This is a genomic window from Pseudomonas sp. NPDC098747, from assembly GCF_044760045.1.
Taxonomy (GTDB): Bacteria; Pseudomonadota; Gammaproteobacteria; order Pseudomonadales; family Pseudomonadaceae; genus Aquipseudomonas.
Genome location: NZ_JBIWAL010000021.1, coordinates 85,251 through 104,816 on the forward strand (window position 1 = coordinate 85,251; position 19,566 = coordinate 104,816).

General features: G+C 57.3%; 20 protein-coding genes and 2 pseudogenes. 18 read left to right on the top strand and 4 right to left on the bottom strand.

All coding sequences use genetic code 11. The features are described 5' to 3' along the window. Position 1: 1 nt before the first annotated feature. Both ACIQVE_RS15200 and ACIQVE_RS15205 read right to left on the bottom strand, forming a co-directional pair. Positions 2–2,038, bottom strand: coding sequence for an ATP-binding protein (locus tag ACIQVE_RS15200; RefSeq protein ID WP_402809652.1), 2,037 nt, complete (start codon positions 2,036–2,038; stop codon positions 2–4). A 45-nt stretch (positions 2,039–2,083) separates the two neighbouring features. Further along, positions 2,084–3,001, bottom strand: a complete 918-nt coding sequence (locus tag ACIQVE_RS15205; RefSeq protein ID WP_402809655.1) for a putative 2-dehydropantoate 2-reductase — start codon at positions 2,999–3,001, stop codon at positions 2,084–2,086. Positions 3,002–3,141: 140 nt separating this feature from the next. Between ACIQVE_RS15205 and ACIQVE_RS15210 the strand changes: the two genes are divergently transcribed. Continuing rightward, the gene (locus ACIQVE_RS15210; RefSeq protein WP_042560649.1) at positions 3,142–3,627 is read left to right on the top strand and encodes a YajQ family cyclic di-GMP-binding protein; all 486 of its coding nucleotides are present in this window, start codon (positions 3,142–3,144) and stop codon (positions 3,625–3,627) included. A 153-nt stretch (positions 3,628–3,780) separates the two neighbouring features. Continuing rightward, positions 3,781–4,623, top strand: coding sequence for a mechanosensitive ion channel family protein (locus tag ACIQVE_RS15215; RefSeq protein ID WP_402809658.1), 843 nt, complete (start codon positions 3,781–3,783; stop codon positions 4,621–4,623). 227 nt (positions 4,624–4,850) lie between these two features. Here ACIQVE_RS15215 and ACIQVE_RS15220 read toward each other — a convergent pair whose 3' ends face one another. Beyond that, positions 4,851–6,176 (bottom strand): OprD family porin, encoded by a 1,326-nt coding sequence (locus ACIQVE_RS15220; RefSeq protein WP_402809661.1) that lies wholly within the window; start codon positions 6,174–6,176, stop codon positions 4,851–4,853. 895 nt (positions 6,177–7,071) lie between these two features. Here ACIQVE_RS15220 and ACIQVE_RS15225 point away from each other — a divergent pair. Both ACIQVE_RS15225 and ACIQVE_RS15230 read left to right on the top strand, forming a co-directional pair. Then, on the top strand, positions 7,072–7,497 hold the full coding sequence (locus tag ACIQVE_RS15225; protein WP_402809663.1) for an HIT domain-containing protein: 426 nt from the start codon (positions 7,072–7,074) through the stop codon (positions 7,495–7,497). A gap of 3 nt (positions 7,498–7,500) precedes the next feature. Then, complete coding sequence (locus ACIQVE_RS15230) at positions 7,501–7,707, top strand: SlyX family protein (protein ID WP_402809666.1); 207 nt, start codon at positions 7,501–7,503, stop codon at positions 7,705–7,707. 72 nt (positions 7,708–7,779) lie between these two features. Here the strand turns inward: ACIQVE_RS15230 and ACIQVE_RS15235 are convergent, their stop codons facing one another. Continuing rightward, on the bottom strand, positions 7,780–8,382 hold the full coding sequence (locus ACIQVE_RS15235) for a cold shock domain-containing protein membrane protein (protein WP_402809669.1): 603 nt from the start codon (positions 8,380–8,382) through the stop codon (positions 7,780–7,782). 308 nt (positions 8,383–8,690) lie between these two features. On the opposite strand from ACIQVE_RS15235, the gene ACIQVE_RS15240 reads away from it, so the two are divergent. The 14 genes and pseudogenes from ACIQVE_RS15240 to ACIQVE_RS15305 all read left to right on the top strand — a co-directional run. Beyond that, complete coding sequence (locus ACIQVE_RS15240; protein WP_042560644.1) at positions 8,691–9,161, top strand: Dps family protein; 471 nt, start codon at positions 8,691–8,693, stop codon at positions 9,159–9,161. A 181-nt stretch (positions 9,162–9,342) separates the two neighbouring features. After that, positions 9,343–9,681, top strand: a complete 339-nt coding sequence (locus tag ACIQVE_RS15245; RefSeq protein WP_402809672.1) for a ribbon-helix-helix domain-containing protein — start codon at positions 9,343–9,345, stop codon at positions 9,679–9,681. A gap of 131 nt (positions 9,682–9,812) precedes the next feature. Continuing rightward, positions 9,813–10,034 (top strand): FmdB family zinc ribbon protein, encoded by a 222-nt coding sequence (locus ACIQVE_RS15250; RefSeq protein WP_402809675.1) that lies wholly within the window; start codon positions 9,813–9,815, stop codon positions 10,032–10,034. A 108-nt stretch (positions 10,035–10,142) separates the two neighbouring features. Further along, a complete protein-coding gene (gene aspS / locus ACIQVE_RS15255) occupies positions 10,143–11,918 on the top strand; it encodes an aspartate--tRNA ligase (RefSeq protein ID WP_402809678.1) in 1,776 nt (591 codons plus the stop codon). Between the two features lie 133 nt (positions 11,919–12,051). After that, on the top strand, positions 12,052–12,798 hold the full coding sequence (locus ACIQVE_RS15260; protein ID WP_402809680.1) for a YebC/PmpR family DNA-binding transcriptional regulator: 747 nt from the start codon (positions 12,052–12,054) through the stop codon (positions 12,796–12,798). 158 nt (positions 12,799–12,956) lie between these two features. Next, on the top strand, positions 12,957–13,484 hold the full coding sequence (gene ruvC / locus ACIQVE_RS15265) for a crossover junction endodeoxyribonuclease RuvC (RefSeq protein WP_007912737.1): 528 nt from the start codon (positions 12,957–12,959) through the stop codon (positions 13,482–13,484). A 115-nt stretch (positions 13,485–13,599) separates the two neighbouring features. After that, positions 13,600–14,208 carry a Holliday junction branch migration protein RuvA gene (gene ruvA, locus ACIQVE_RS15270; RefSeq protein ID WP_402809684.1) on the top strand — a complete coding sequence of 203 codons (609 nt, stop codon included), beginning with the start codon at positions 13,600–13,602 and terminating at the stop codon, positions 14,206–14,208. After that, a complete protein-coding gene (gene ruvB, locus ACIQVE_RS15275) occupies positions 14,209–15,270 on the top strand; it encodes a Holliday junction branch migration DNA helicase RuvB (RefSeq protein ID WP_402809687.1) in 1,062 nt (353 codons plus the stop codon). Between the two features lie 127 nt (positions 15,271–15,397). After that, the gene (ybgC, locus tag ACIQVE_RS15280; protein WP_064391775.1) at positions 15,398–15,865 is read left to right on the top strand and encodes a tol-pal system-associated acyl-CoA thioesterase; all 468 of its coding nucleotides are present in this window, start codon (positions 15,398–15,400) and stop codon (positions 15,863–15,865) included. Then, positions 15,855–16,550: a protein TolQ gene (tolQ, locus tag ACIQVE_RS15285; protein ID WP_008080223.1), complete on the top strand. Its 696-nt coding sequence runs from the start codon at positions 15,855–15,857 to the stop codon at positions 16,548–16,550. The genes ybgC and tolQ overlap by 11 nt, the downstream gene beginning before the upstream one ends. A gap of 23 nt (positions 16,551–16,573) precedes the next feature. After that, positions 16,574–17,026 (top strand): protein TolR, encoded by a 453-nt coding sequence (tolR, locus tag ACIQVE_RS15290; RefSeq protein WP_187679779.1) that lies wholly within the window; start codon positions 16,574–16,576, stop codon positions 17,024–17,026. Beyond that, a pseudogene (gene tolA / locus ACIQVE_RS15295) lies at positions 17,026–18,105 on the top strand (cell envelope integrity protein TolA). Before tolR ends, tolA begins: the two are co-directional and overlap by 1 nt. Positions 18,106–18,122: 17 nt before the next feature. After that, positions 18,123–19,403 (top strand): Tol-Pal system beta propeller repeat protein TolB, encoded by a 1,281-nt coding sequence (gene tolB / locus ACIQVE_RS15300; protein WP_402809692.1) that lies wholly within the window; start codon positions 18,123–18,125, stop codon positions 19,401–19,403. 58 nt (positions 19,404–19,461) lie between these two features. Then, positions 19,462–19,566 (top strand): annotated as a pseudogene (locus ACIQVE_RS15305) (peptidoglycan-associated lipoprotein); the annotation flags it as partial.

A 19,566-nucleotide genomic window follows, 5' to 3' on the forward strand; every position in this document is an offset into this window, starting at 1 on the left:
GTTACCTCGTTAGTTGATTGGTTTCAGCCGCAATGGGCAGCGGTTGGGCCAGCGGCAGACGCAACGTGAAGCACGTGCCTTGCCCGGGCGCCGACTGCACTTCCATCTGCCCTTTGTGATTATTGGTGATGATGAAATACGACACCGACAAACCGAGGCCCGTGCCCTGGCCGATTTCCTTGGTGGTGAAAAACGGCTCGAAGGTGCGCTTACGTATGTTCTCGCTCATGCCGATACCGTTGTCCTCGACCTGAATCTCGGCCCACGGTGGATTGAGTTTGGTGCGCAGAATAATCCGCCCTGGCTCGCTGTCCTCTTCGCGCTGATGAATGGCTTGCGCGGCGTTTTTCAACAGGTTAAGCAGCACTTGCTCCAGCTCGTTGGCGGTGCCCGGCACGGGACCGAGTGCCGGGTCGAACTGGCGGATGATCGCCTGACCCTTGAAGTCAAAACCGATGGCCAGGTCGAAGTCGTTACCGGCGATTTCCACCGCTTGATCGATCAGCGCCGGCAGATCGCACGGCGCCATCTGCCGAGTGCTGCGACGGCTGAAGCTGAGCATGTGAGTGACGATTTTCGCCGCCCGCGCACCGGCCTGTTGAATACCATCGAGCAGTTTCGGCACTTCCCGGCCTTGCAGATAGCGGTTGACCGTGTCCAGCTCAATGCCCAGTTGTTCGGCGGTTTCGAGATTCTTTGGCAGGTCTGCCGACAGCCGTCGACGGATGTTCTGCACGTTGTGCAGGATCGCGCCGAGCGGGTTGTTGATTTCATGGGCCATGCCTGCCGCGAGGCCGCCGACCGAGAGCATTTTTTCCGACTGCACCATCATTTCTTCCAGTGACAGGCGCTGGGTGATGTCGTCGATACGGATCACCACACCACGCCCGGCGCCGCCCATCAGCGGATAGAAGGTCAGCGCGTAGTGCTTGGGCTCGTCGTCCTTGAACCATGTCACCCGTTCGACTTTCGCCACGGTGTGCTGCTCGACCGTTTGCTTGAGCTGCGGCAAAAACGGTTTGAGCGGCTCGAAGGCGAGGAAGATCGGCTGGTTCAGCGCTTCGTCCAGACGTGTACCGGAGAGGGCGCTGGCTTCCTGGTTCCATTGGGTGACGTAGAGCTGCTCATCGAGGGCGATCAGCGCCGAAGGCATCGAGTCGATGATGCTGTTGAGGTAGTTCTGGAAACCGGTGAGTTTCTTCTCGATCTTGCTGCGCACCTGAACTTCCAGCTCAAGCTTGCGGTTGGTGTGGCGGGTTTCCTCGGCCAGCCCCTGAGCCTGATCGTAAGCGGCTTGCGAGTCATCGCGGGCGCGTTTGAGTTGCTGCTCGCGGGCTTCGATGCGCGACAGCATGGTGTTGAACGCTTCGGCGAGGCTGCCGATTTCGTCGTGGTTGCCGCGTGAGGCACGCAACGCGTAGTTCTCTTCGCGGGTGACCTGGCGCGACAGCTCTTCCAACTGATGGATAGGGCGGGTGATCAGGCGTTTGATCTGCCGGGCAATCACCAGCCACAGCAGCACACTGAATATCAGAATGCCGAGGCTCGCCGTGAGCGTGCCGGTGTAGAACGCCATTGGCAGTTCGCTACTGGCCACCAGCAGCAGATGACCCGGCGCGGTGCCGGGGCGGGGCAGGGTGATCAACTGGTTGGTGCGAAACTCGGTGAGTTGCCAGGCTTCGATGTGCCGGTAACGTTCCGGCAAGTGGAGTTTGTCGCCGTGTTGCAACTGCGCCAGGCGTTCGCCCTTGCCGTCGTACAGGGCGGCAGCGCGCAGTGGTGAATAACTGTCGAGCTCCTTGAGCAGGCGTTCGGCGCTTTGCGGAGATTGCAGGGCTTCGCTGACCAGGCTCGGGTTGGCGATCAGTCGGCCGATGGTCTGCAAGGCCTGCGGGGCCATGCTTTCCTGGGAGATGTAATAGGCGGCGCTGATAAACGTCAGGTTGGCGACCAACAACACAGTGGTCAACAGCACCAGCAGGGCGGCGAGGAGTTTCTGGCCGACCGGGAGGTTTTCGAGGCGCTGGCGCAATGGCATCAGGTTTTTCGCAACAAAGGAACAAGTGGCCAGCGTAGCCGCTGCTCAGTCGCTGGGCAATCCAAGGCTGTTCAGATGAGTGACCAGTCGCTGCTGCAATTGACTGAGGTGCGGCAGGTTCAGCTGGTGGCGTGCGGCGACTTTGCAGGCGTGGCCCAATAGATAGCTGATCTCGGTGCGGCGCTGATTGGCGACGTCCTGATACATCGATGAGTAATTGGCCGCGGTGGCCTGGATCACGCGTTCGACTTCCTGTTGCAGATTGTCCGCCGCCGCGGGTTGACCGCAGCGCTCCAGCAGTTCGGCGAGTTCGTTGCAAAGCGTGGCGACTTCGCAGTGATGCGTCTGCAAGCCGCCGTTGCGGCAGTTGTGCAACACCGTCAGCGGATTGATCGCGCAGTTGAGCGCCAGTTTGCGCCACAGCCGCGTGAGGATATCGGTGCTCCATTCGTGGGGGATTTTCGCTGCCTCAAGATCATCCAGCCAGATCGGCGCCACCGGATGAGCAGCATCACCGAGCCAGGTGTAACCGTGGCCGGCGAACACTACGCGCCAATCGCCGTCGCGGAACGCCCCTTCGGTGCTGGACGCGCTGATGCAGCGTGCTTGCGGCACCCGTGCGGCGACAGCGTCCTGACTGCCGAGGCCGTTTTGCAGCAGAATAATTTCGGCGTCCGGTGTCAGGCGCGGTGCGAGGCGGGCGACCGCGGTTTCGGCATCGTATGCCTTGCAGGCCACCAGCAGGCGACGGATCGGTTCGGGGCTGTCCGGGGTTTCGCCGGGAACTGCATAGGTGCTGGCTTGTCCGTTTTCCACGAGGGTCAACCCACCGGCGGCGTTATAGCTGTGCAAACGCGTCGCGTCGCGCACGATTAGCCTCACCGGCAGACCGGCCCGAGCCAGTCGCGTAGCCCAGAGTGTGCCGAGACTGCCGGCGCCGAGAACATGCCAAGGGGTAGACATCAGTTTTTTGCTCGATTGGGTAAAGGCATGTGCGGCTCGCCGTGTCGTCAGGAAAAGACCCGTTATAATGAGCCCGATTTTAACCGCAAGCCAAGCGCGCTCCATCCACATCGGGCGCGCCTTTTTATTGGAGAGATTACATGCCGTCGTTCGACGTGGTATCCGAACTGGACAAACACGAACTCACCAACGCGGTCGAGAACGCCGTGAAGGAACTCGATCGTCGTTATGACCTGAAAGGCAAAGGCAGTTTCGAGTTCAAGGAAAAGGACCTGACGGTCAGTCTGACCGCTGAAGCCGGATTCCAGCTGGAAGCGATGATCGAAATCCTCAAGTTGGCCCTGGTCAAGCGCAAGATCGACGTGCAGTGCCTTGAAGTAAAGGATGAGTACGCCTCGGGCAAGCTGATGAAGCAGGACGCCGTGCTCAAGGAAGGTATCGACAAGGAACTGGCGAAGAAGATCGTCGGCCACATCAAGGATGCCAAACTCAAAGTGCAGGCCGCCATTCAGGGCGAGCAGGTGCGTGTGACTGGCAAGAAGCGTGATGACCTGCAAGAAGCCATCGCGGCTCTGCGTGCCAAGGAATTCGGGATGCCACTGCAGTTCAACAACTTCCGCGACTAAGCATGCTCAAAGAAAACTGTGGGAGCGAGCTTGCTCGCGAAGGCGCCGGGTCAGGCAATTGATTGCTGAATGACACACCGCTTTCGCGAGCAAGCTCGCTCCCACATTTGTATTGGTGTACACCCCGGGTAGCCGGAAATCAGGAGATAGAACATGGATTTGAACGCTGAAGTAGACCACCTGGTCAAGGCATCCCAGGCGTGGATCCCGATGATCATGGAGTACGGCAGCCGTGTGCTGCTGGCGGTGATTACCCTGGGGATCGGCTGGTGGCTGATCAACAAGGTCACGCAGAAACTCGGTGGTTTGCTGGCTCTGCGTAACGCTGATCTGGCACTGCAAGGTTTTATCAGCAGCCTGGCCAACATCATTCTCAAGGTGCTGCTGATCGTCAGCGTGGCCTCGATGATCGGTGTCGAAACCACCTCGTTCGTTGCGGCAATCGGTGCCGCGGGTCTGGCCATTGGTCTGGCGTTGCAGGGCAGCCTGGCGAACTTCGCTGGCGGTGTGCTGATTCTACTGTTCCGTCCGTTCCGTATCGGTGACTGGATCGAAGCGCAAGGCGTGGCGGGTACTGTCGACAGCATCCAGATCTTCCACACCGTGCTGCGTACCGGCGACAACAAGACCGTCATCATGCCAAACGGCAATCTGTCGAATGGCATCATCACCAACACCAACCGTCAGCCTACCCGCAAGGTTGTGTTCGATGTAGGCGTGGATTACGACGCCGATCTGCAAAAGGCCCGTCAGATACTGCTGGATCTGGCCAAGGATGAGCGTGTTCTGCAAGATCCTGAGCCGCAGGCTGTGGTTTCGACACTGGGCGACAGTTCGATCACGGTTTCCCTGCGTGTGTGGGTTAAAACTGCGGACTACTGGGATGTGGTGTTCATGTTTAACGAACATTCCCGCGATCGTTTAAAGGCTGCAGGAATTGATATTCCCTTCCCACAACGAGTTATTCGTGTGGTTCAGGAAAGCGCTGTTCAGTAACAACATTGATACCTGGCTTTACGGTCAGTTAATAAATGCAAAACCCAAGAGATGTTCGCACTCTTGGGTTTTTTTATGTCGGTGTGAAAGTTTGCTGGCTAATAGATAGCTGGCTAATATTTGTGATCTGGGTGAAGTTTCTCGCACATAAAAAAACCGCCCACCTGGATCAGGTGGGCGGTTCTTGTTAGAGCAGTGCTCTACAGTACGTCAGCTGTACATCTCTATTAGAGGATGTTCAGTGGGTACTCAACGATCAGACGGGTGTCGTTGTTGTCAGACGAGTAGCCGCTGTACGCGCCGTTGGAGCGGTACATGGCGTAGCGCAGACGGAACGACAGGTCTTTGGCCGGGCCTTCCTGGATCACGTACTTGGACTCGGCGTTCCACTCGTTTTCCTTGCCTTCGCCCAGACCGTTGGTGGTGATGTGATCACCCATCACGTAACGGGTCATGAAGCTCAGGCCTGGTACGCCGTAGGTTTTCATGTTCAGGTCGTAGCGAGCTTGCCAGGAGCGCTCGTCGCGGCCCACGAAGTCGGAGATCTGAATGGAGTTGGCCACGAAGATGGTGCTGTTGCCGTCAACGCCATAGTAGTAAGCGTTGTCGCCGCTGGAGCGCTGGTGAGCCAAGGTGAACTTGTGAGCACCGATGCTGTAGGCAGCAGCCAGGGACCACAGGTTGTTGTCCACGCCGGTGGTGCCGTCGCCGATGGCATCAACCAGATCGCCACGGCTGTCGCCTTTGGTGTGGTAACCGTTGAGGTCGAAGTTCAGCGACTGATCGTCGTTGATCGGCAAGGTGTAGTTCAGGTTGACGTAGTACTTCTTGAAGTAGTCATCAGCATCGGACGCAGCCAGTGCGCCGGTGAAGTTATCGGTGAACGCGTAGCTGGCACCGAAGATGTTGATGTTGGTCAGGCCTTTGCCGCCATTGCCGTTCTCATCAGGCAGACCGCCGATGCTGTCACGGCCCATACCGGTTTGCTTGCTCAGGGAAGTGAAGCGACCTGCGCTCAGTTCCAGACCTTTGATCTCTTTGGAAGTGATCAGGGTGCCGGTAGCGACTTCTGGCAGCATACGGCTGTCGTCAGTTGCGAAAACCGGGCTGGCAACGAATTGCTGACCGTATTTCAGCACGGTGTCGGATACGCGGAATTTGACTGCGCCGCCGATTTTACCCTGGGATTTTTCCGGGTTGCCGTCGCTGTCGTTGGCGAACAGGCCGTTACCACGGTGGCCCGAGCCGCCGTCGAGTTTGACAGCACCCATTGCCATGGCGTCGAGACCGAAGCCTACGGTGCCTTGAGTGAAGCCCGATTCATAGGACAGCAGTTGGCTGACGCCGGTGTCCTGGCGATAGCCAGCAGTGCCGGAAGTGCTATTGCCCGCACCGTTTTTGTAGTCGCGGTTCATGTATTCCATACGAGTCTTCAGTTTCAGACTCTGGTCTTCCAGGAAACCTTTGGCTTCATCCTGCGAAGACGCCATTGCGAACTGCGAGGTGCCTGCTGCTACAGCCAGGGCGATCATGCTCCACTTCATCACGCGCATCGTGATTTGCTCCTTTGGTTTTTAGAAGAGTACTGCCGTCCCACCTGTTTTATTATCTGGGCGGCTCTTTCTTTTTGTGTCGGCGCAAACTTATATCACGCCGACATTGTTGGCGATACTTGCGAATCTAACCTTTCAGCTTCTTTACGACGCTGTCGCCGATGGCTTTGTAGATGTCGCAAATTCACAGTACCGATGCAGTCGGACCGACAACTTTCTCGCTGTTTTTCTAGCCTTTTGCATCGCTAAAAAAGAGTCCCTGGCAAAACACTTGAATCTCCATCGGGCAACCCTGCCACTGTTTTTATCGGGCTTAAGGCTCCCACTTCCCGTGGTGCGCTTATAGTCCATATGAGTACGAATGCAACAAGCGTGCACAAACTGCGATGTCGGTGCGGTTATTTTTCAGAACGCCTGTCTTTACCTGTAAAAGCCTCATAAATACGGGGCGCCAAGCCGCTTTTTGTCAGGGCTTGACGCGATTGTTCGTATGGTGTTGCCACACCTCTATCGGCGCGTGACAACCAAAAACGTTACCGGTTCACCCCGCCAGTGAGTATTCGGCGGATGCCCGACGCACTGAGCGTAGACGCAGTGTGCGGTTTTGGTGCAAAAAATTTACGCGCTGTACCGTGTTCATTCAGTTCGGGTTGTCGATGATCGTGAGCAGCTCAGGGTTTCTCGGGCATTTCAGCATTAGGGTCATCAGTGCGGGTTCCGTACTGGTGCAGGGTGTCTGAAAATGTCACAAGTCGGGGCGCCCGGAGAATGGCAAGGGTACTGTGGTCGTGAAGGCGAGCGCATTCGCAGGTATGCTGCGGTTCTGTCGCTTGGTGCGCTGCCTGTCGGGTTGGCTGCCAAGCTGAATTATGTAGATCAGCCGGGAGTGCGCGCAGTGTTTGCTTTAGATTCACGACTTCAACAGGACACGCTGACCATCGGCGACTTCCCGCTCTGCCGGCTTTTGCTGTCCAATGACGCCAACTACCCGTGGTTCATCCTGGTGCCGCGCCGCGACGATATCAGCGAGTTGTTTCAGTTAGATGTCGCTGATCAGCAGCAACTCTGGCTGGAAACCACCGCGCTGGCCGAGTTGCTCAAAGACTTGTTCGATGCCGACAAAATGAACGTCGCAACGCTGGGTAACGTGGTCAGTCAGATGCACATGCATGTGATCGTGCGCAAGCGCGACGATGCCGCGTGGCCGGCGCCGGTCTGGGGCAAGCACCCGGCCAGGCCTTATGCCAGCGAACAGGTGGACGCCATTCGAGCGCAGTTGCGTGTGGTGCTGACCGAAGATTTCACCTTTGTGGAGGGCTGAGTCATGACCCTGGAAGAACGCGTTAACGATCTGGAAAGCCGTCTGGCGTTTCAGGACGACACTATTCAGACATTGAATGACATCCTGGTGTCGCAGCAGCGGGTGGTCGAGCGCCTGCAATTGCAAATGGCTGCACTGCTCAAGCGTCAGGAAGAGATGGTCGGGCAGTTCGAATCCTTCGAGGAAGAAGCACCGCCGCCGCACTATTGAGGCGCGTTCTTTTCATCAGGCATAAAAAAACCGCGAACAGCACGCTGCTCGCGGTTTTTTTTATGCCTTGGATCAGCGACGCGGCAGCGCGGCGATCACGTCCTCGGCTTGCAGACCCTTGTCCCGGTTCATCACCGAGAACTCCACGCGCTGGCCTTCGACCAGAACGCGGTGGCCTTCGCCACGGATCGCGCGAAAGTGCACGAAAATATCATCACCGGAATCCCGGGAGATAAAGCCGAAGCCTTTGGAGGTGTTGAACCACTTGACGGTGCCAGTATCGCGGTTGGTCATGTCGTAGCTGGTTGACGCGGCAACTGGTGAAGAACGATAGAAGCTGACGGCCAGGTGCAGGACCACGGCAACCAGGGCAATGACCAGACTGAACAACACGGCTGGCTGGCCGGCGATGACAGGCATCGGCGCGATCAGGGTCAAGGTTTGCAGGACGACAGTCAGCACCAGAAGAGCGCTGACCAGATTTTGCAGATGCTGGCGCGGACCTTTGTTCCAGTAAGGAATCACTGGGGCAATGACCAGGTTCAGCAGGCCGAAAAAGGCCAGGTAAAGTGCATCGGGTTGTTGCAGGTAGGGAACGGCTTCGGATTTCAAGCTAGGTATGAACGACAGCAGCAGTGCCGCTGCGCCCATTAGCAGGTGGACGATTTTCAACATTTTGATTGGCTCACGTTATGACGGCTCACAAGGAAGAGCTGAAGGCGCACGGTTCGCTTCGGAACAAAATAAGAGGCGGTGGACACGGACACGGCATCAGCATGCGCAAATCCCCGAAAAAAGGGGCATGGCGACACACTGCCTATTTAACAGCAAAGCCTGCAGCTACTCAAATCAGGCCGGCCAGCGGCAGGGAAGTGGTCGATTTGTCGCAGTGCCGGTATTGATTCGGGGCTGCGAGGTGTCGACAGCCTTGCTAGAGTGGGGCTGCACCTTGGATGAATTCAAATCGCCGTTAGGGGGTAAACATGGCAATCGATATCGGTATCAGTGAAGAAGATCGCAAGTCCATCGTTGAGGGACTGTCGCGTCTGCTGTCGGACACCTACGTGCTGTATCTGAAAACCCATAACTTCCACTGGAACGTCACCGGACCGATGTTCCGCACGCTGCACTTGATGTTCGAAGAGCAATACAACGAATTGGCGCTGGCCGTCGATTCGATCGCCGAGCGCATTCGCGCCCTTGGTTTCCCTGCGCCGGGCGCCTATGCCACGTATGCGCGGCTTTCTTCTATAAAAGAGGAAGAGGGCGTACCCAGCGCCGAGGACATGATCAAGCAACTGGTCGCCGGTCAGGAAGCCGTGACCCGCACCGCGCGCGGCATTTTCCCGCTGCTCGACAAGGTCAGCGATGAGCCGACTGCCGACCTGCTGACCCAGCGCATGCAGGTTCATGAAAAAACCGCGTGGATGTTGCGCGCATTGCTTGAAGCCTGACCCAAGTGCGCGGGTAGGCCTTGGGGATGCCCGCGCTGTCCGGCGTCTTACTTCTATCGTTGGCTTATCCTACGGGGATGGTCAATTAGTCATCTGGATATAACTTTGCGTCTGCGCTTTTATGGAAGTCACAGGATGTGACTTCGAAAACAAGCAGAGATGGCAAAGGAGTGTCACTAATATGGTAGAGGGAGACAGGCGAGGCGACAGGATTGTCGGCTTGCAACATGAATTGAAGTTCGATCCGTTCGTCAACGAATTCGACATGTCATTGGTACAGCCGCTGTCCCGATCCGTGCGTTTGAACGGATACGCGACGTGCCTGCGGCTGGAGCAGGTGTACTGGAACATCCTCGGCACGATGGCCAAAGACAACTGCTGTTCGATCAGTTCACTGTTGTCCCACGTTGACCGTGAGGTGCATCTGCGTCACGGCGGGGTGAAAAATTTCAGTGCGCTGGTACGAGTGGTGTGTGTCATGAACGGGGTCAAAGTCGCTGAACCAGCGAATTCGCTCTGAAACAGCGGTTGCAAAGGAGGTTGCGGCCTGTGCAGTCTTACGGCTGCACAGGCCGCATTTAATGGATATAATCCCGCTCTTTCGCCGCAAAGCCCTGCGCGCGGTGGCAATCTGATCGCCGAGACACCTCCATGCCGATGTACGATTATCAATGTGCTTCCTGTGGTCATCAGTTGGAAGCCATTCAAAAGATCAGCGATGCACCGCTGGTCGACTGCCCTGCCTGCCAGGCGCCAGCGCTCAAGAAACAGCTGTCCATGCCAGGCTTTCGCCTCAGCGGCAGCGGTTGGTACGAAACCGATTTCAAGACCGGAACCAAGAAGAACCTGGCCGGTGGCGACAAATCTGACTAGGGTTCAGGCCCTGGACGAACGACACGAGTGAGTTTCCACAAGTCGCACAATGCTTGAGTGCGACGGGATCTCCACCGAATTTCGAATTACGAGAAGCGAACCACTACCATGATGCGCAGCCACTATTGCGGCCAACTGAACGAAAGCCTGGAAGGTCAGGAAATTACCCTTTGCGGATGGGTTCACCGTCGCCGCGACCACGGCGGGGTGATTTTCCTCGATATCCGTGATCGTGACGGTCTGGCCCAAGTGGTGTTCGATCCGGATCGCGCCGAGAGCTTCGCCGCCGCCGATCGCGTGCGCAGCGAATACGTCGTGAAGATCACCGGTAAGGTGCGTCTGCGTCCGGCCGGTGCAACCAACGCCAACATGGCGTCGGGCATGATCGAGGTGCTGGGTTACGAACTGGAAGTGCTGAACGAGTCGGAAACCCCGCCGTTCCCGCTCAACGAATACTCCGACGTTGGCGAAGAAACGCGCCTGCGCTATCGCTTCCTCGATCTGCGCCGTCCGGAAATGGCCGAGAAGCTGCGTCTGCGTTCGCGCATGACCACCAGCATCCGTCGCTTCCTCGACGAAAACGGCTTCCTCGACGTTGAAACACCGATCCTGACCCGTGCAACTCCAGAAGGCGCACGCGACTATCTGGTGCCAAGCCGTACTCACGCCGGTTCGTTCTTCGCCTTGCCGCAATCGCCGCAGTTGTTCAAGCAACTGCTGATGGTGGCCGGCTTCGACCGTTACTACCAGATCGCCAAGTGCTTTCGCGATGAAGACCTGCGTGCCGACCGTCAGCCTGAATTCACCCAGATTGACATCGAGACCAGCTTCCTCGATGAAAAAGAGATCATGGGCCTCACCGAGCAAATGATCCGCAACCTGTTCAAGGAAGTGCTGGGTCTGGAATTCGGCGACTTCCCGCACATGACTTTCGAAGAAGCCATGCGCCGCTACGGTTCCGACAAGCCAGACCTGCGTAACCCGCTGGAACTGGTCGACGTTGCCGATCAACTCAAAGAAGTTGATTTCAAGGTCTTCAGCGGCCCGGCCAACGATCCGAAATGCCGTATCGCCGCACTGCGCGTTCCAGGCGGGGCGAGCATGCCGCGCAAGCAGATCGACGACTACACCAAGTTCGTCGGCATCTACGGTGCCAAGGGCCTGGCGTACATCAAGGTCAACGAGCGTGCTGCCGGTGTTGACGGTCTGCAATCGCCGATCGTGAAAAACATCCCGCTGGACAACCTCAATGCCATCCTTGATCGCGTTGGTGCAGTCGACGGCGACATCGTGTTCTTCGGCGCCGACAAGGCCAAGATCGTCAGCGAAGCTTTGGGCGCACTGCGCATCAAGCTCGGTCACGACCTCAAGCTGCTGACTTGCGAGTGGGCGCCAATGTGGGTCGTCGACTTCCCGATGTTCGAAGAAAACGACGACGGCAGCTTCTCTGCGCTGCACCACCCGTTCACCGCGCCGAAGTGCACGCCGCAAGAGCTCGAAGCCAACCCGGCCGGCGCTCTGTCCCGCGCGTACGACATGGTGCTGAACGGCACTGAGCTGGGTGGCGGTTCGATCCGTATCCACCGCAAGGAAATGCAGCAGTCGGTGTTCCGTCTGTTGGGCATCAACGAAGCAGAACAGGAAGAGAAATTCGGCTTCCTGCTCGACGCCCTGAAGTACGGTGCACCGCCGCACGGTGGCCTGGCCTTCGGTCTGGACCGTCTGGTGATGCTGATGACCGGCGCCCAGTCGATCCGTGAAGTGATCGCCTTCCCGAAAACCCAGAGTGCTGCCGACGTCATGACGCAAGCACCGGGTGTGGTGGATGCCAAGGCATTGCGCGAGCTGCACATTCGTTTGCGCGAAACGCCAAAGGCTGAGTAAGACGGGCCTGAAGGCGCATCTTCGGATGCGCCTTTTTTCTTTCTTATGGTTTGAAAGCTGTTCAAGATTTTTTGTTTGCCGGCCGCTGCGAGAGCAGGGCGGGCAACGTTTCAAAGAGAATTCGGAGCGAGTTATGGCGGGTCATTCCAAGTGGGCGAACATCAAGCACCGCAAAGAACGTCAGGATGCCAAGAAAGGCAAAATCTTTACCAAGTGGATTCGTGAGCTGACCGTCGCTGCCCGTCAGGGTGGCGGTGATCCGGGTTCCAACCCGCGTTTACGTCTGGCACTGGACAAGGCTCTCGGTGCAAACATGAGCCGCGATATCATCGATCGCGCGGTTGCCCGTGGTGCCGGTGCTGCCGACACCGACGACATGGTCGAACTGAGTTACGAAGGTTACGGCCCGGGCGGCGTGGCGGTGATGGTCGAGTGCATGACCGACAACCGCAATCGCACCGCAGCAGCCGTGCGCCATGCGTTCAGCAAGTGCGGCGGTAACCTTGGTACCGACGGTTCGGTGGCGTATCTGTTCGAGCGCAAGGGCCAGATCTCCTTCGCGCCGGGCGTTGATGAGGACGCTCTGATCGAAGCGGCGATGGAAGCCGACGCCGATGACGTGGTGACTCACGAAGACGGTTCGATTGACGTGTTCACTTCGTTCGCCGGTTTCTATTCCGTGCGTAACGCGCTGGAAGCCGCCGGTTTCAAAGGTGATGACGCGGAAATCGTCATGCTGCCGACCACCAGTGCCGAACTGGATCTGGAAGGCGCGGAGAAGGTGCTCAAGCTGATCGACATGCTTGAGGACCTGGATGACGTGCAGAACGTCTATTCCAACGCAGACATTCCGGAAGACGTCGCCGCTCAGCTCGGTTAAGAGCGACTAGGCTTTCATGTGGGAGCTGGCTTGCCAGCGATGGCGTCGGCACATCATATAATGATGTCGTCTGACACTCCGTCATCGCTGGCAAGCCAGCTCCCACATTTGTTATTTGTTGTACTGAATTTCGTGCTTTTTCCGAATCCGCAGGCGTTATGACTTTAATTCTTGGTATCGACCCCGGTTCGCGCATCACCGGTTACGGCATTGTTCGCGATACCGGACGTGGCGGCTGCATCTACGTCGCCTCGGGCTGTATCCGCACGGGCGCAGGCGAACTGCATGAGCGACTGCAAATCGTCTATCGCGGCGTGCGTGAAATCATTCAGACCTACGGCCCGGTCACCATGGGCATCGAAAAAGTGTTCATGGCAAAAAACGCCGATTCGGCACTCAAACTCGGGCAGGCCCGTGGCGCGGCGATTGTTGCCGGTGCCGAAGAGAGCCTGGAGATTGCCGAGTACACGGCAACCCAGGTCAAGCAAGCCGTGGTCGGTACTGGCGCGGCCAATAAAGAGCAGGTGCAGATGATGGTCATGCACATGCTGAAGCTGACCAGCAAACCGCAAATCGATGCTTCGGACGCTCTGGCGATTGCCATTTGTCACGCCCACACCCGTTCCAGCCTGTTGCCGCATGGCTTGGGAGCGGCACGCAGTCGTGGCGGGCGCCTGCGTCTCTGATAGCATCAGCAATCAAATTTTCCGGAATGCGGGTTTTGCGCCTGGGTCGTCGGCCTGAAGCACGCCTTTCGTCAGTCGCCAGCCCACGGCTGGCCAACGCTCAAGGATCTGAAACGTGATTGGACGCTTGCGCGGCACCCTGGCTGAGAAACAGCCGCCGCACCTGATTCTCGATGTAAATGGTCTCGGGTATGAGCTGGAAGTGCCCATGACCACTCTGTATCGCCTGCCGTCGGTCGGTGAACCGCTGACCCTGCACACGCACTTGGTCGTACGCGAAGACGCGCAGTTACTCTATGGTTTCGCCGGCAAGCGTGAGCGAGACTTTTTTCGCGAGTTGATCCGTCTCAATGGTGTCGGGCCGAAATTGGCCCTGGCATTGATGTCGAGCCTGGAAGTCGACGAACTGGTCCGCTGCGTCCAGTCCCAAGACACGTCGGCCCTGACCAAGGTGCCGGGCGTTGGCAAGAAAACCGCCGAGCGTTTGCTGGTCGAGCTGAAAGATCGCTTCAAGGCCTGGGAAACCTCGCCGGCCATGTTCGCCCTGGTGCCAAACCAGCCGGATGGCCCGGCGCCGGTCAACACCGCCGAGAACGATGCGGTCAGCGCGTTGATTTCCCTGGGTTACAAGCCGCAGGAAGCGAGCAAGGCAATTTCGGCCATCAAGGACAAGAATTTGAGCAGTGAAGACATGATCCGCCGCGCCCTGAAGGGAATGATTTAAGTGATTGAAGCTGATCGTCTGATCGCTGCTGCGCACGTTCCGCGCGAGCGCGAAGAAGTCCAGGACCGGGCCATTCGCCCGGTCAGTCTGGCCGACTACATTGGCCAGCCGACGGTGCGCGAGCAGATGGAACTGTTCATCCAGGCCGCCCGTGGTCGTAGCGAATCGCTTGATCACACGTTGATTTTCGGCCCGCCGGGGCTGGGTAAAACCACGCTGGCCAACATCATCGCCCAGGAAATGGGGGTGTCGATCAAGAGCACCTCGGGCCCAGTGCTTGAACGTCCGGGTGATCTGGCGGCATTGCTGACCAATCTTGAACCGCATGACGTGCTGTTCATCGACGAAATTCATCGCCTGTCGCCAATCGTGGAAGAAGTGCTGTACCCGGCGATGGAAGATTTCCAGCTCGACATCATGATCGGTGAAGGGCCGGCAGCACGTTCGATCAAACTCGATCTGCCGCCGTTCACCCTGGTCGGAGCGACCACTCGCGCCGGCATGCTGACCAACCCGTTGCGTGACCGCTTCGGTATCGTCCAGCGTCTTGAGTTCTACAGCACTGCCGATCTGTCGACGATTGTCAGTCGTTCGGCGAATATTCTTGGCCTGCCACTGGACCCCGAGGGCGCTTTCGAAATCGCTCGACGTGCCCGTGGTACACCGCGAATTGCCAATCGATTGCTGCGCCGCGTACGCGATTTTGCCGAAGTACGCGCCAAGGGCCACATCACCAAAGCGGTGGCGGATCTGGCGTTGAATCTGCTGGATGTCGACGAGCATGGTTTCGATCATCAGGACCGGCGTCTGCTGTTGACCATGATCGAGAAGTTCGATGGCGGGCCGGTCGGGATCGACAGCCTTGCAGCGGCAATCAGTGAAGAGCGCCACACGATTGAAGACGTGCTGGAGCCGTATCTGATTCAGCAGGGCTATATCATGCGCACACCACGGGGCAGGGTGGTGACGCGGCATGCGTATCTGCATTTCGGTTTAAACATTCCGTCACGAATGGGTGAGACGCCCGTGGTAGACGAGTTTCTCGATACCGTGGACGATTAATACACATTTGTTGTCGATTTATTCAGGGTTTGTACTGTCTGAGGACGGTACTTTTGCGGTAAAGCCCTGAAACAACGAAAAACAGTTGTCTGGCCGGATTGGCAACATGAGGAGTAAGCACTAGAGTATGCGCGCGCAAAACGGGCTTGAGCCGTTCGCACATCGTTGTCGCGTTTATTACGAGGACACCGATGCGGGCGGCATCGTGTATTACGTTAATTACCTCAAGTTTATGGAACGGGCTCGAACCGAGCGGCTCCGCGAACTGGGCTTTGCCCAATCGCAGTTGGCCGGAGAGGACCTGTTGTTTGTCGTGCATTCCAGCGAAGCGCGTTACCACGCGCCGGCGCGACTGGACGACGAGCTTCTGGTAAGTGCTGAAGTAATCGAATTGAACCGTGTCAGCCTGCGTTTCAAACAGCAGGTCAGGCGGGCAACGGATAATGTGCTGCTCTGTGAGGGGCAGTTTTTGGTGGCCTGTGTGCGCACTAACAGTTTGAAACCCCGGGCCCTTCCCGAAGACTTGCGTGCGGCTTTCGCCGACGCGGTCGGCCCGGGTACACACTCAAAGCAGGAGATAAAGCGTGGAAGCTAACGTCGTCGACCATTCCTCCATGTGGAGCCTGGTCAGCAATGCCAGCATCGTGGTGCAGTTGGTAATGTTGACTCTGGTGGCCGCATCGGTGACCTCATGGATCATGATCTTTCAGCGCAGCAATCTGCTGCGTGCCGGTCGACGCGCCCTGGAGAGCTTCGAAGAGCGCTTCTGGTCGGGTATCGATTTGTCCAAACTTTACCGTCAGGCCGGCAGCAACCCTGATCCGGATTCGGGCGTCGAGCAAATCTTTCGCGCCGGTTTCAAAGAGTTCTCCCGTCTGCGCCAGCAGCCAGGTGTCGACCCTGAAGCTGTGATGGAAGGTGTGGCCCGTGCCATGCGCGTTGCCATCTCGCGTGAAGAAGAAAAACTCGAGCAGAGCCTGCCGTTCCTCGCCACCGTTGGGTCGGTCAGCCCGTACATCGGTCTATTCGGTACCGTATGGGGCATCATGAACTCCTTCCGTGGTCTGGCCAGCGCCCAGCAAGCGACCCTGGCCACCGTGGCTCCGGGTATCGCTGAAGCACTGATCGCTACGGCGATCGGCCTGTTCGCGGCAATCCCTGCAGTAATCGCTTACAACCGTTTTGCTGCTCGCAGCGAAACCCTGCTGGGCCGTTACTACACCTTCGCCGATGAATTCCAGGCGATCCTGCACCGCAAAGTGCACACCAGCGAAGAATAAGCAGGTAATTTCCAATGGCTTTAATCGCTCGAGCTCGCAAAAAGCGCAAGCCGGTCGCCGAGATGAACGTGGTGCCTTACATCGACGTGATGCTGGTACTGCTGGTCATTTTCATGGTGACCGCGCCGATGCTCAATCAGGGCGTGAAAGTTGATCTGCCCAAGGTTTCCAGCGAAGCCTTGCCGCAGGACAACAACACTCAGGTCCTGACCATTTCGATCAAGGCTGACAAGACCTATTACTGGAACCTTGGCAGCGAAGTCGACACCGAGAAGCAACAGGACAGGGCTATGACCCTGCCGCAAATGACCGACGCGGTGACGAAAATCATTGCGGCCGGCAACGGTAACGGCAAGCGTACCCAGGTCTTTATCCGCGGCGACAAAACCGTCGACTATGGTTCCGTCATGGGCGCCATGGGCGGGTTGCAGAAAGCCGGGGTCGGTAATGTTGGTTTGATTACCGAGGCCCCCTGATGCAGCCACTGCGAGAGCCGTCTGCCTCGGAAAGCTACTTCTGGCCTAGTGTTCTGGCGATTGTCCTGCACGTGCTGGTATTCGGCATGCTGTTCGTCAGTTTCGCCTTTACACCAGAGTTGCCGCCGGCCAAGCCGATTGTCCAGGCGACCCTGTACCAGCTGAAATCGAAAAGTCAGGCAACCACCCAGACCAATCAGAAGATTGCGGGTGAGGCGAAGAAATCCGCCGAGATACATACCTAAGTCGAGCAGATTTTGTATATATAGTTCGAGATGTATGCTTTTAAAGATTCGTTTCATAATATAGTTGTTGGGGGTATAATTGCCGAGGAAGCCAAGAAGGCCGACGAGTCGAAAAAAGCGGACGAGGCAAAAAAGGCTGATGAAGCCAAAAAAGCCGATGACGCGAAGAAGACCGCCGAAGCCAAGAAGGCAGAAGAGAAACAATTGGCTGATATAGCCAAGAAGAAATCTGAAGAAGAAGCCAAGAAGGCTGCTGAAGAAGAGGCCAAGAAAGCGGCCGCTGAAGAAGCGAAGAAAAAGATCGTCGAAGACGCGAAGAAGAAAGCCGCCGAAGACGCCAAGAAGAAATCTGAAGCTGAGGAGGCGAAGAAGAAAGTCGCCGACGAAGCGAAGAAGAAAGCTGCTGCCGATGCTGCGAAGAAGAAATCGCAGGATGCGGCACGTAAATCTACCGAAGACAAAAAGGCTCAGGCCTTGGCAGATTTGCTTTCCGACACGCCGCAGCGTCAGCAGGCCTTGGCCGATGAGTTGGGTGACGAAGTCGCGGGCAGTTTCGATGACCTGATTCGTGCGCGGGCAGCGGAAGGCTGGGCTCGTCCACCTTCGGCACGTAAAGGCATGACGGTCGTGCTGCAAATCGGCATGTTGCCGGACGGTACGGTGACTTCGGTCAACGTGGCCAAATCCAGTGGCGATGGTCCGTTCGATGCTTCGGCAGTAGCGGCGGTCAAGAATATTGGACGTTTGACAGAAATGCAGGGAATGAAGCCGAGCGATTTCGCTCCGTATCGTTCATTCAAGATGACATTCACACCTGAGGATTTAGCCTTGTGAGAAACCTTCTTCGAGGAATGCTGGTCGTGATCTGCTGCATGGCAGGGATCGCGATGGCTGATGAAAAGAACATTCTGGTCACCAGCGGCAGCGATCGGGCTACTCCGATCGCGGTTGTACCGTTCGGTTTGCAGGGCGGCGCCGTTCTGCCGGACGACATGGCTGAAATCATTGGTAACGATTTGCGTAACTCGGGCTACTACTCGCCGATTCCAAAGCAAAACATGATCAGCCAGCCAAGCCAGGCGAGCGAAATCATCTTCCGTGACTGGAAGGCGGTAGGTGCTCAATACATGATGGTCGGCAGCATCGCACCAGCGGGCGGTCGCCTGCAGGTGCAATGGGCACTGTTCAACGTGGCCACCGAGCAGAAAGTGGCTGACGGCAGTGTTTCCGGTACCACCGAGCAGTTGCGCGACATGGCGCACTTCATCGCTGACCAGTCGTTCGAAAAACTCACCGGTATTCAAGGTGCGTTTTCGACCCGTTTGCTGTACGTGACGGCTGAACGCTTCTCCGAGAAGAACACCCGTTACACCCTGCAGCGTTCGGACTACGACGGTGCCCGCGCCGTGACTCTGTTGCAATCGCGCGAGCCGATCCTGTCGCCGCGTTTCGCACCGGATGGCAAGCGCATCGCCTACGTGTCGTTCGAGCAGAAGCGTCCGCGCATCTTCATGCAGAACATCGACACCGGTCGCCGTGAGCAGATCACCAACTTCGAAGGCCTGAACGGCGCTCCAGCCTGGTCGCCGAATGGTGATCGTCTGGCGTTCGTACTGTCGAAAGACGGTAACCCGGACATTTACGTGATGAACCTGGCTTCGCGTCAGATCAATCGTGTAACGGCGGGCCCTGGCATCAACACCGAACCGTACTGGGGCAAGGATGGTTCGACCATCTACTTCACGTCCGACCGTGGCGGCAAACCACAGATCTACAAAACCAGCGCCAGTGGCGGTGGTGCCGAGCGTGTGACGTTCGTAGGCAACTACAACGCCAACCCGAAACTTTCGGCTGATGAAAAGACCCTGGTGATGATCCATCGCCAGGATGGTTTCACCAATTTCAAGGTGGCAGCCCAGGATTTGCAGCGAGGTAGTGTAAAGATCCTCACTGATAGCACTCTGGACGAGTCGCCTACTGTTGCGCCCAACGGCACCATGGTAATCTACGCCACCCGCCAACAGGGCCGGGGAGTCTTGATGCTCGTGTCCATTAATGGACGCGTTAGGCTCCCGCTTCCTACCGCTCAAGGCGAAGTCAGAGAACCGTCCTGGTCCCCTTACCTGAAGTGAGCGGGCGCTACACGTTTTACTTAACACACTGGGGTTCATTAGGAGTTTCACGAAGGAAATGCTGAAGTTAGGTAAATTTGCTGCGCAGGCACTGGCCATCGCAGTAGCTGTCGGATGCTCGTCCAAAGGCGGCGACAACGCCGGTGAAGGCGCTCTAGATCCA

Excerpts from the sequence above, each read along its gene's own strand:
- ACIQVE_RS15200 (WP_402809652.1), bottom strand. The coding sequence starts at position 2,038 with ATGCCATTGCGCCAGCGCCTCGAAAACCTCCCGGTCGGCCAGAAACTC.
- ACIQVE_RS15205 (WP_402809655.1), bottom strand. The coding sequence starts at position 3,001 with ATGTCTACCCCTTGGCATGTTCTCGGCGCCGGCAGTCTCGGCACACTC.
- ACIQVE_RS15210 (WP_042560649.1), top strand. The coding sequence starts at position 3,142 with ATGCCGTCGTTCGACGTGGTATCCGAACTGGACAAACACGAACTCACC.
- ACIQVE_RS15215 (WP_402809658.1), top strand. The coding sequence starts at position 3,781 with ATGGATTTGAACGCTGAAGTAGACCACCTGGTCAAGGCATCCCAGGCG.
- ACIQVE_RS15220 (WP_402809661.1), bottom strand. The coding sequence starts at position 6,176 with ATGCGCGTGATGAAGTGGAGCATGATCGCCCTGGCTGTAGCAGCAGGC.
- ACIQVE_RS15230 (WP_402809666.1), top strand. The coding sequence starts at position 7,501 with ATGACCCTGGAAGAACGCGTTAACGATCTGGAAAGCCGTCTGGCGTTT.
- ACIQVE_RS15235 (WP_402809669.1), bottom strand. The coding sequence starts at position 8,382 with ATGTTGAAAATCGTCCACCTGCTAATGGGCGCAGCGGCACTGCTGCTG.
- ACIQVE_RS15240 (WP_042560644.1), top strand. The coding sequence starts at position 8,691 with ATGGCAATCGATATCGGTATCAGTGAAGAAGATCGCAAGTCCATCGTT.
- ACIQVE_RS15245 (WP_402809672.1), top strand. The coding sequence starts at position 9,343 with ATGGTAGAGGGAGACAGGCGAGGCGACAGGATTGTCGGCTTGCAACAT.
- ACIQVE_RS15250 (WP_402809675.1), top strand. The coding sequence starts at position 9,813 with ATGCCGATGTACGATTATCAATGTGCTTCCTGTGGTCATCAGTTGGAA.
- aspS (WP_402809678.1), top strand. The coding sequence starts at position 10,143 with ATGATGCGCAGCCACTATTGCGGCCAACTGAACGAAAGCCTGGAAGGT.
- ACIQVE_RS15260 (WP_402809680.1), top strand. The coding sequence starts at position 12,052 with ATGGCGGGTCATTCCAAGTGGGCGAACATCAAGCACCGCAAAGAACGT.
- ruvC (WP_007912737.1), top strand. The coding sequence starts at position 12,957 with ATGACTTTAATTCTTGGTATCGACCCCGGTTCGCGCATCACCGGTTAC.
- ybgC (WP_064391775.1), top strand. The coding sequence starts at position 15,398 with ATGCGCGCGCAAAACGGGCTTGAGCCGTTCGCACATCGTTGTCGCGTT.
- tolB (WP_402809692.1), top strand. The coding sequence starts at position 18,123 with ATGCTGGTCGTGATCTGCTGCATGGCAGGGATCGCGATGGCTGATGAA.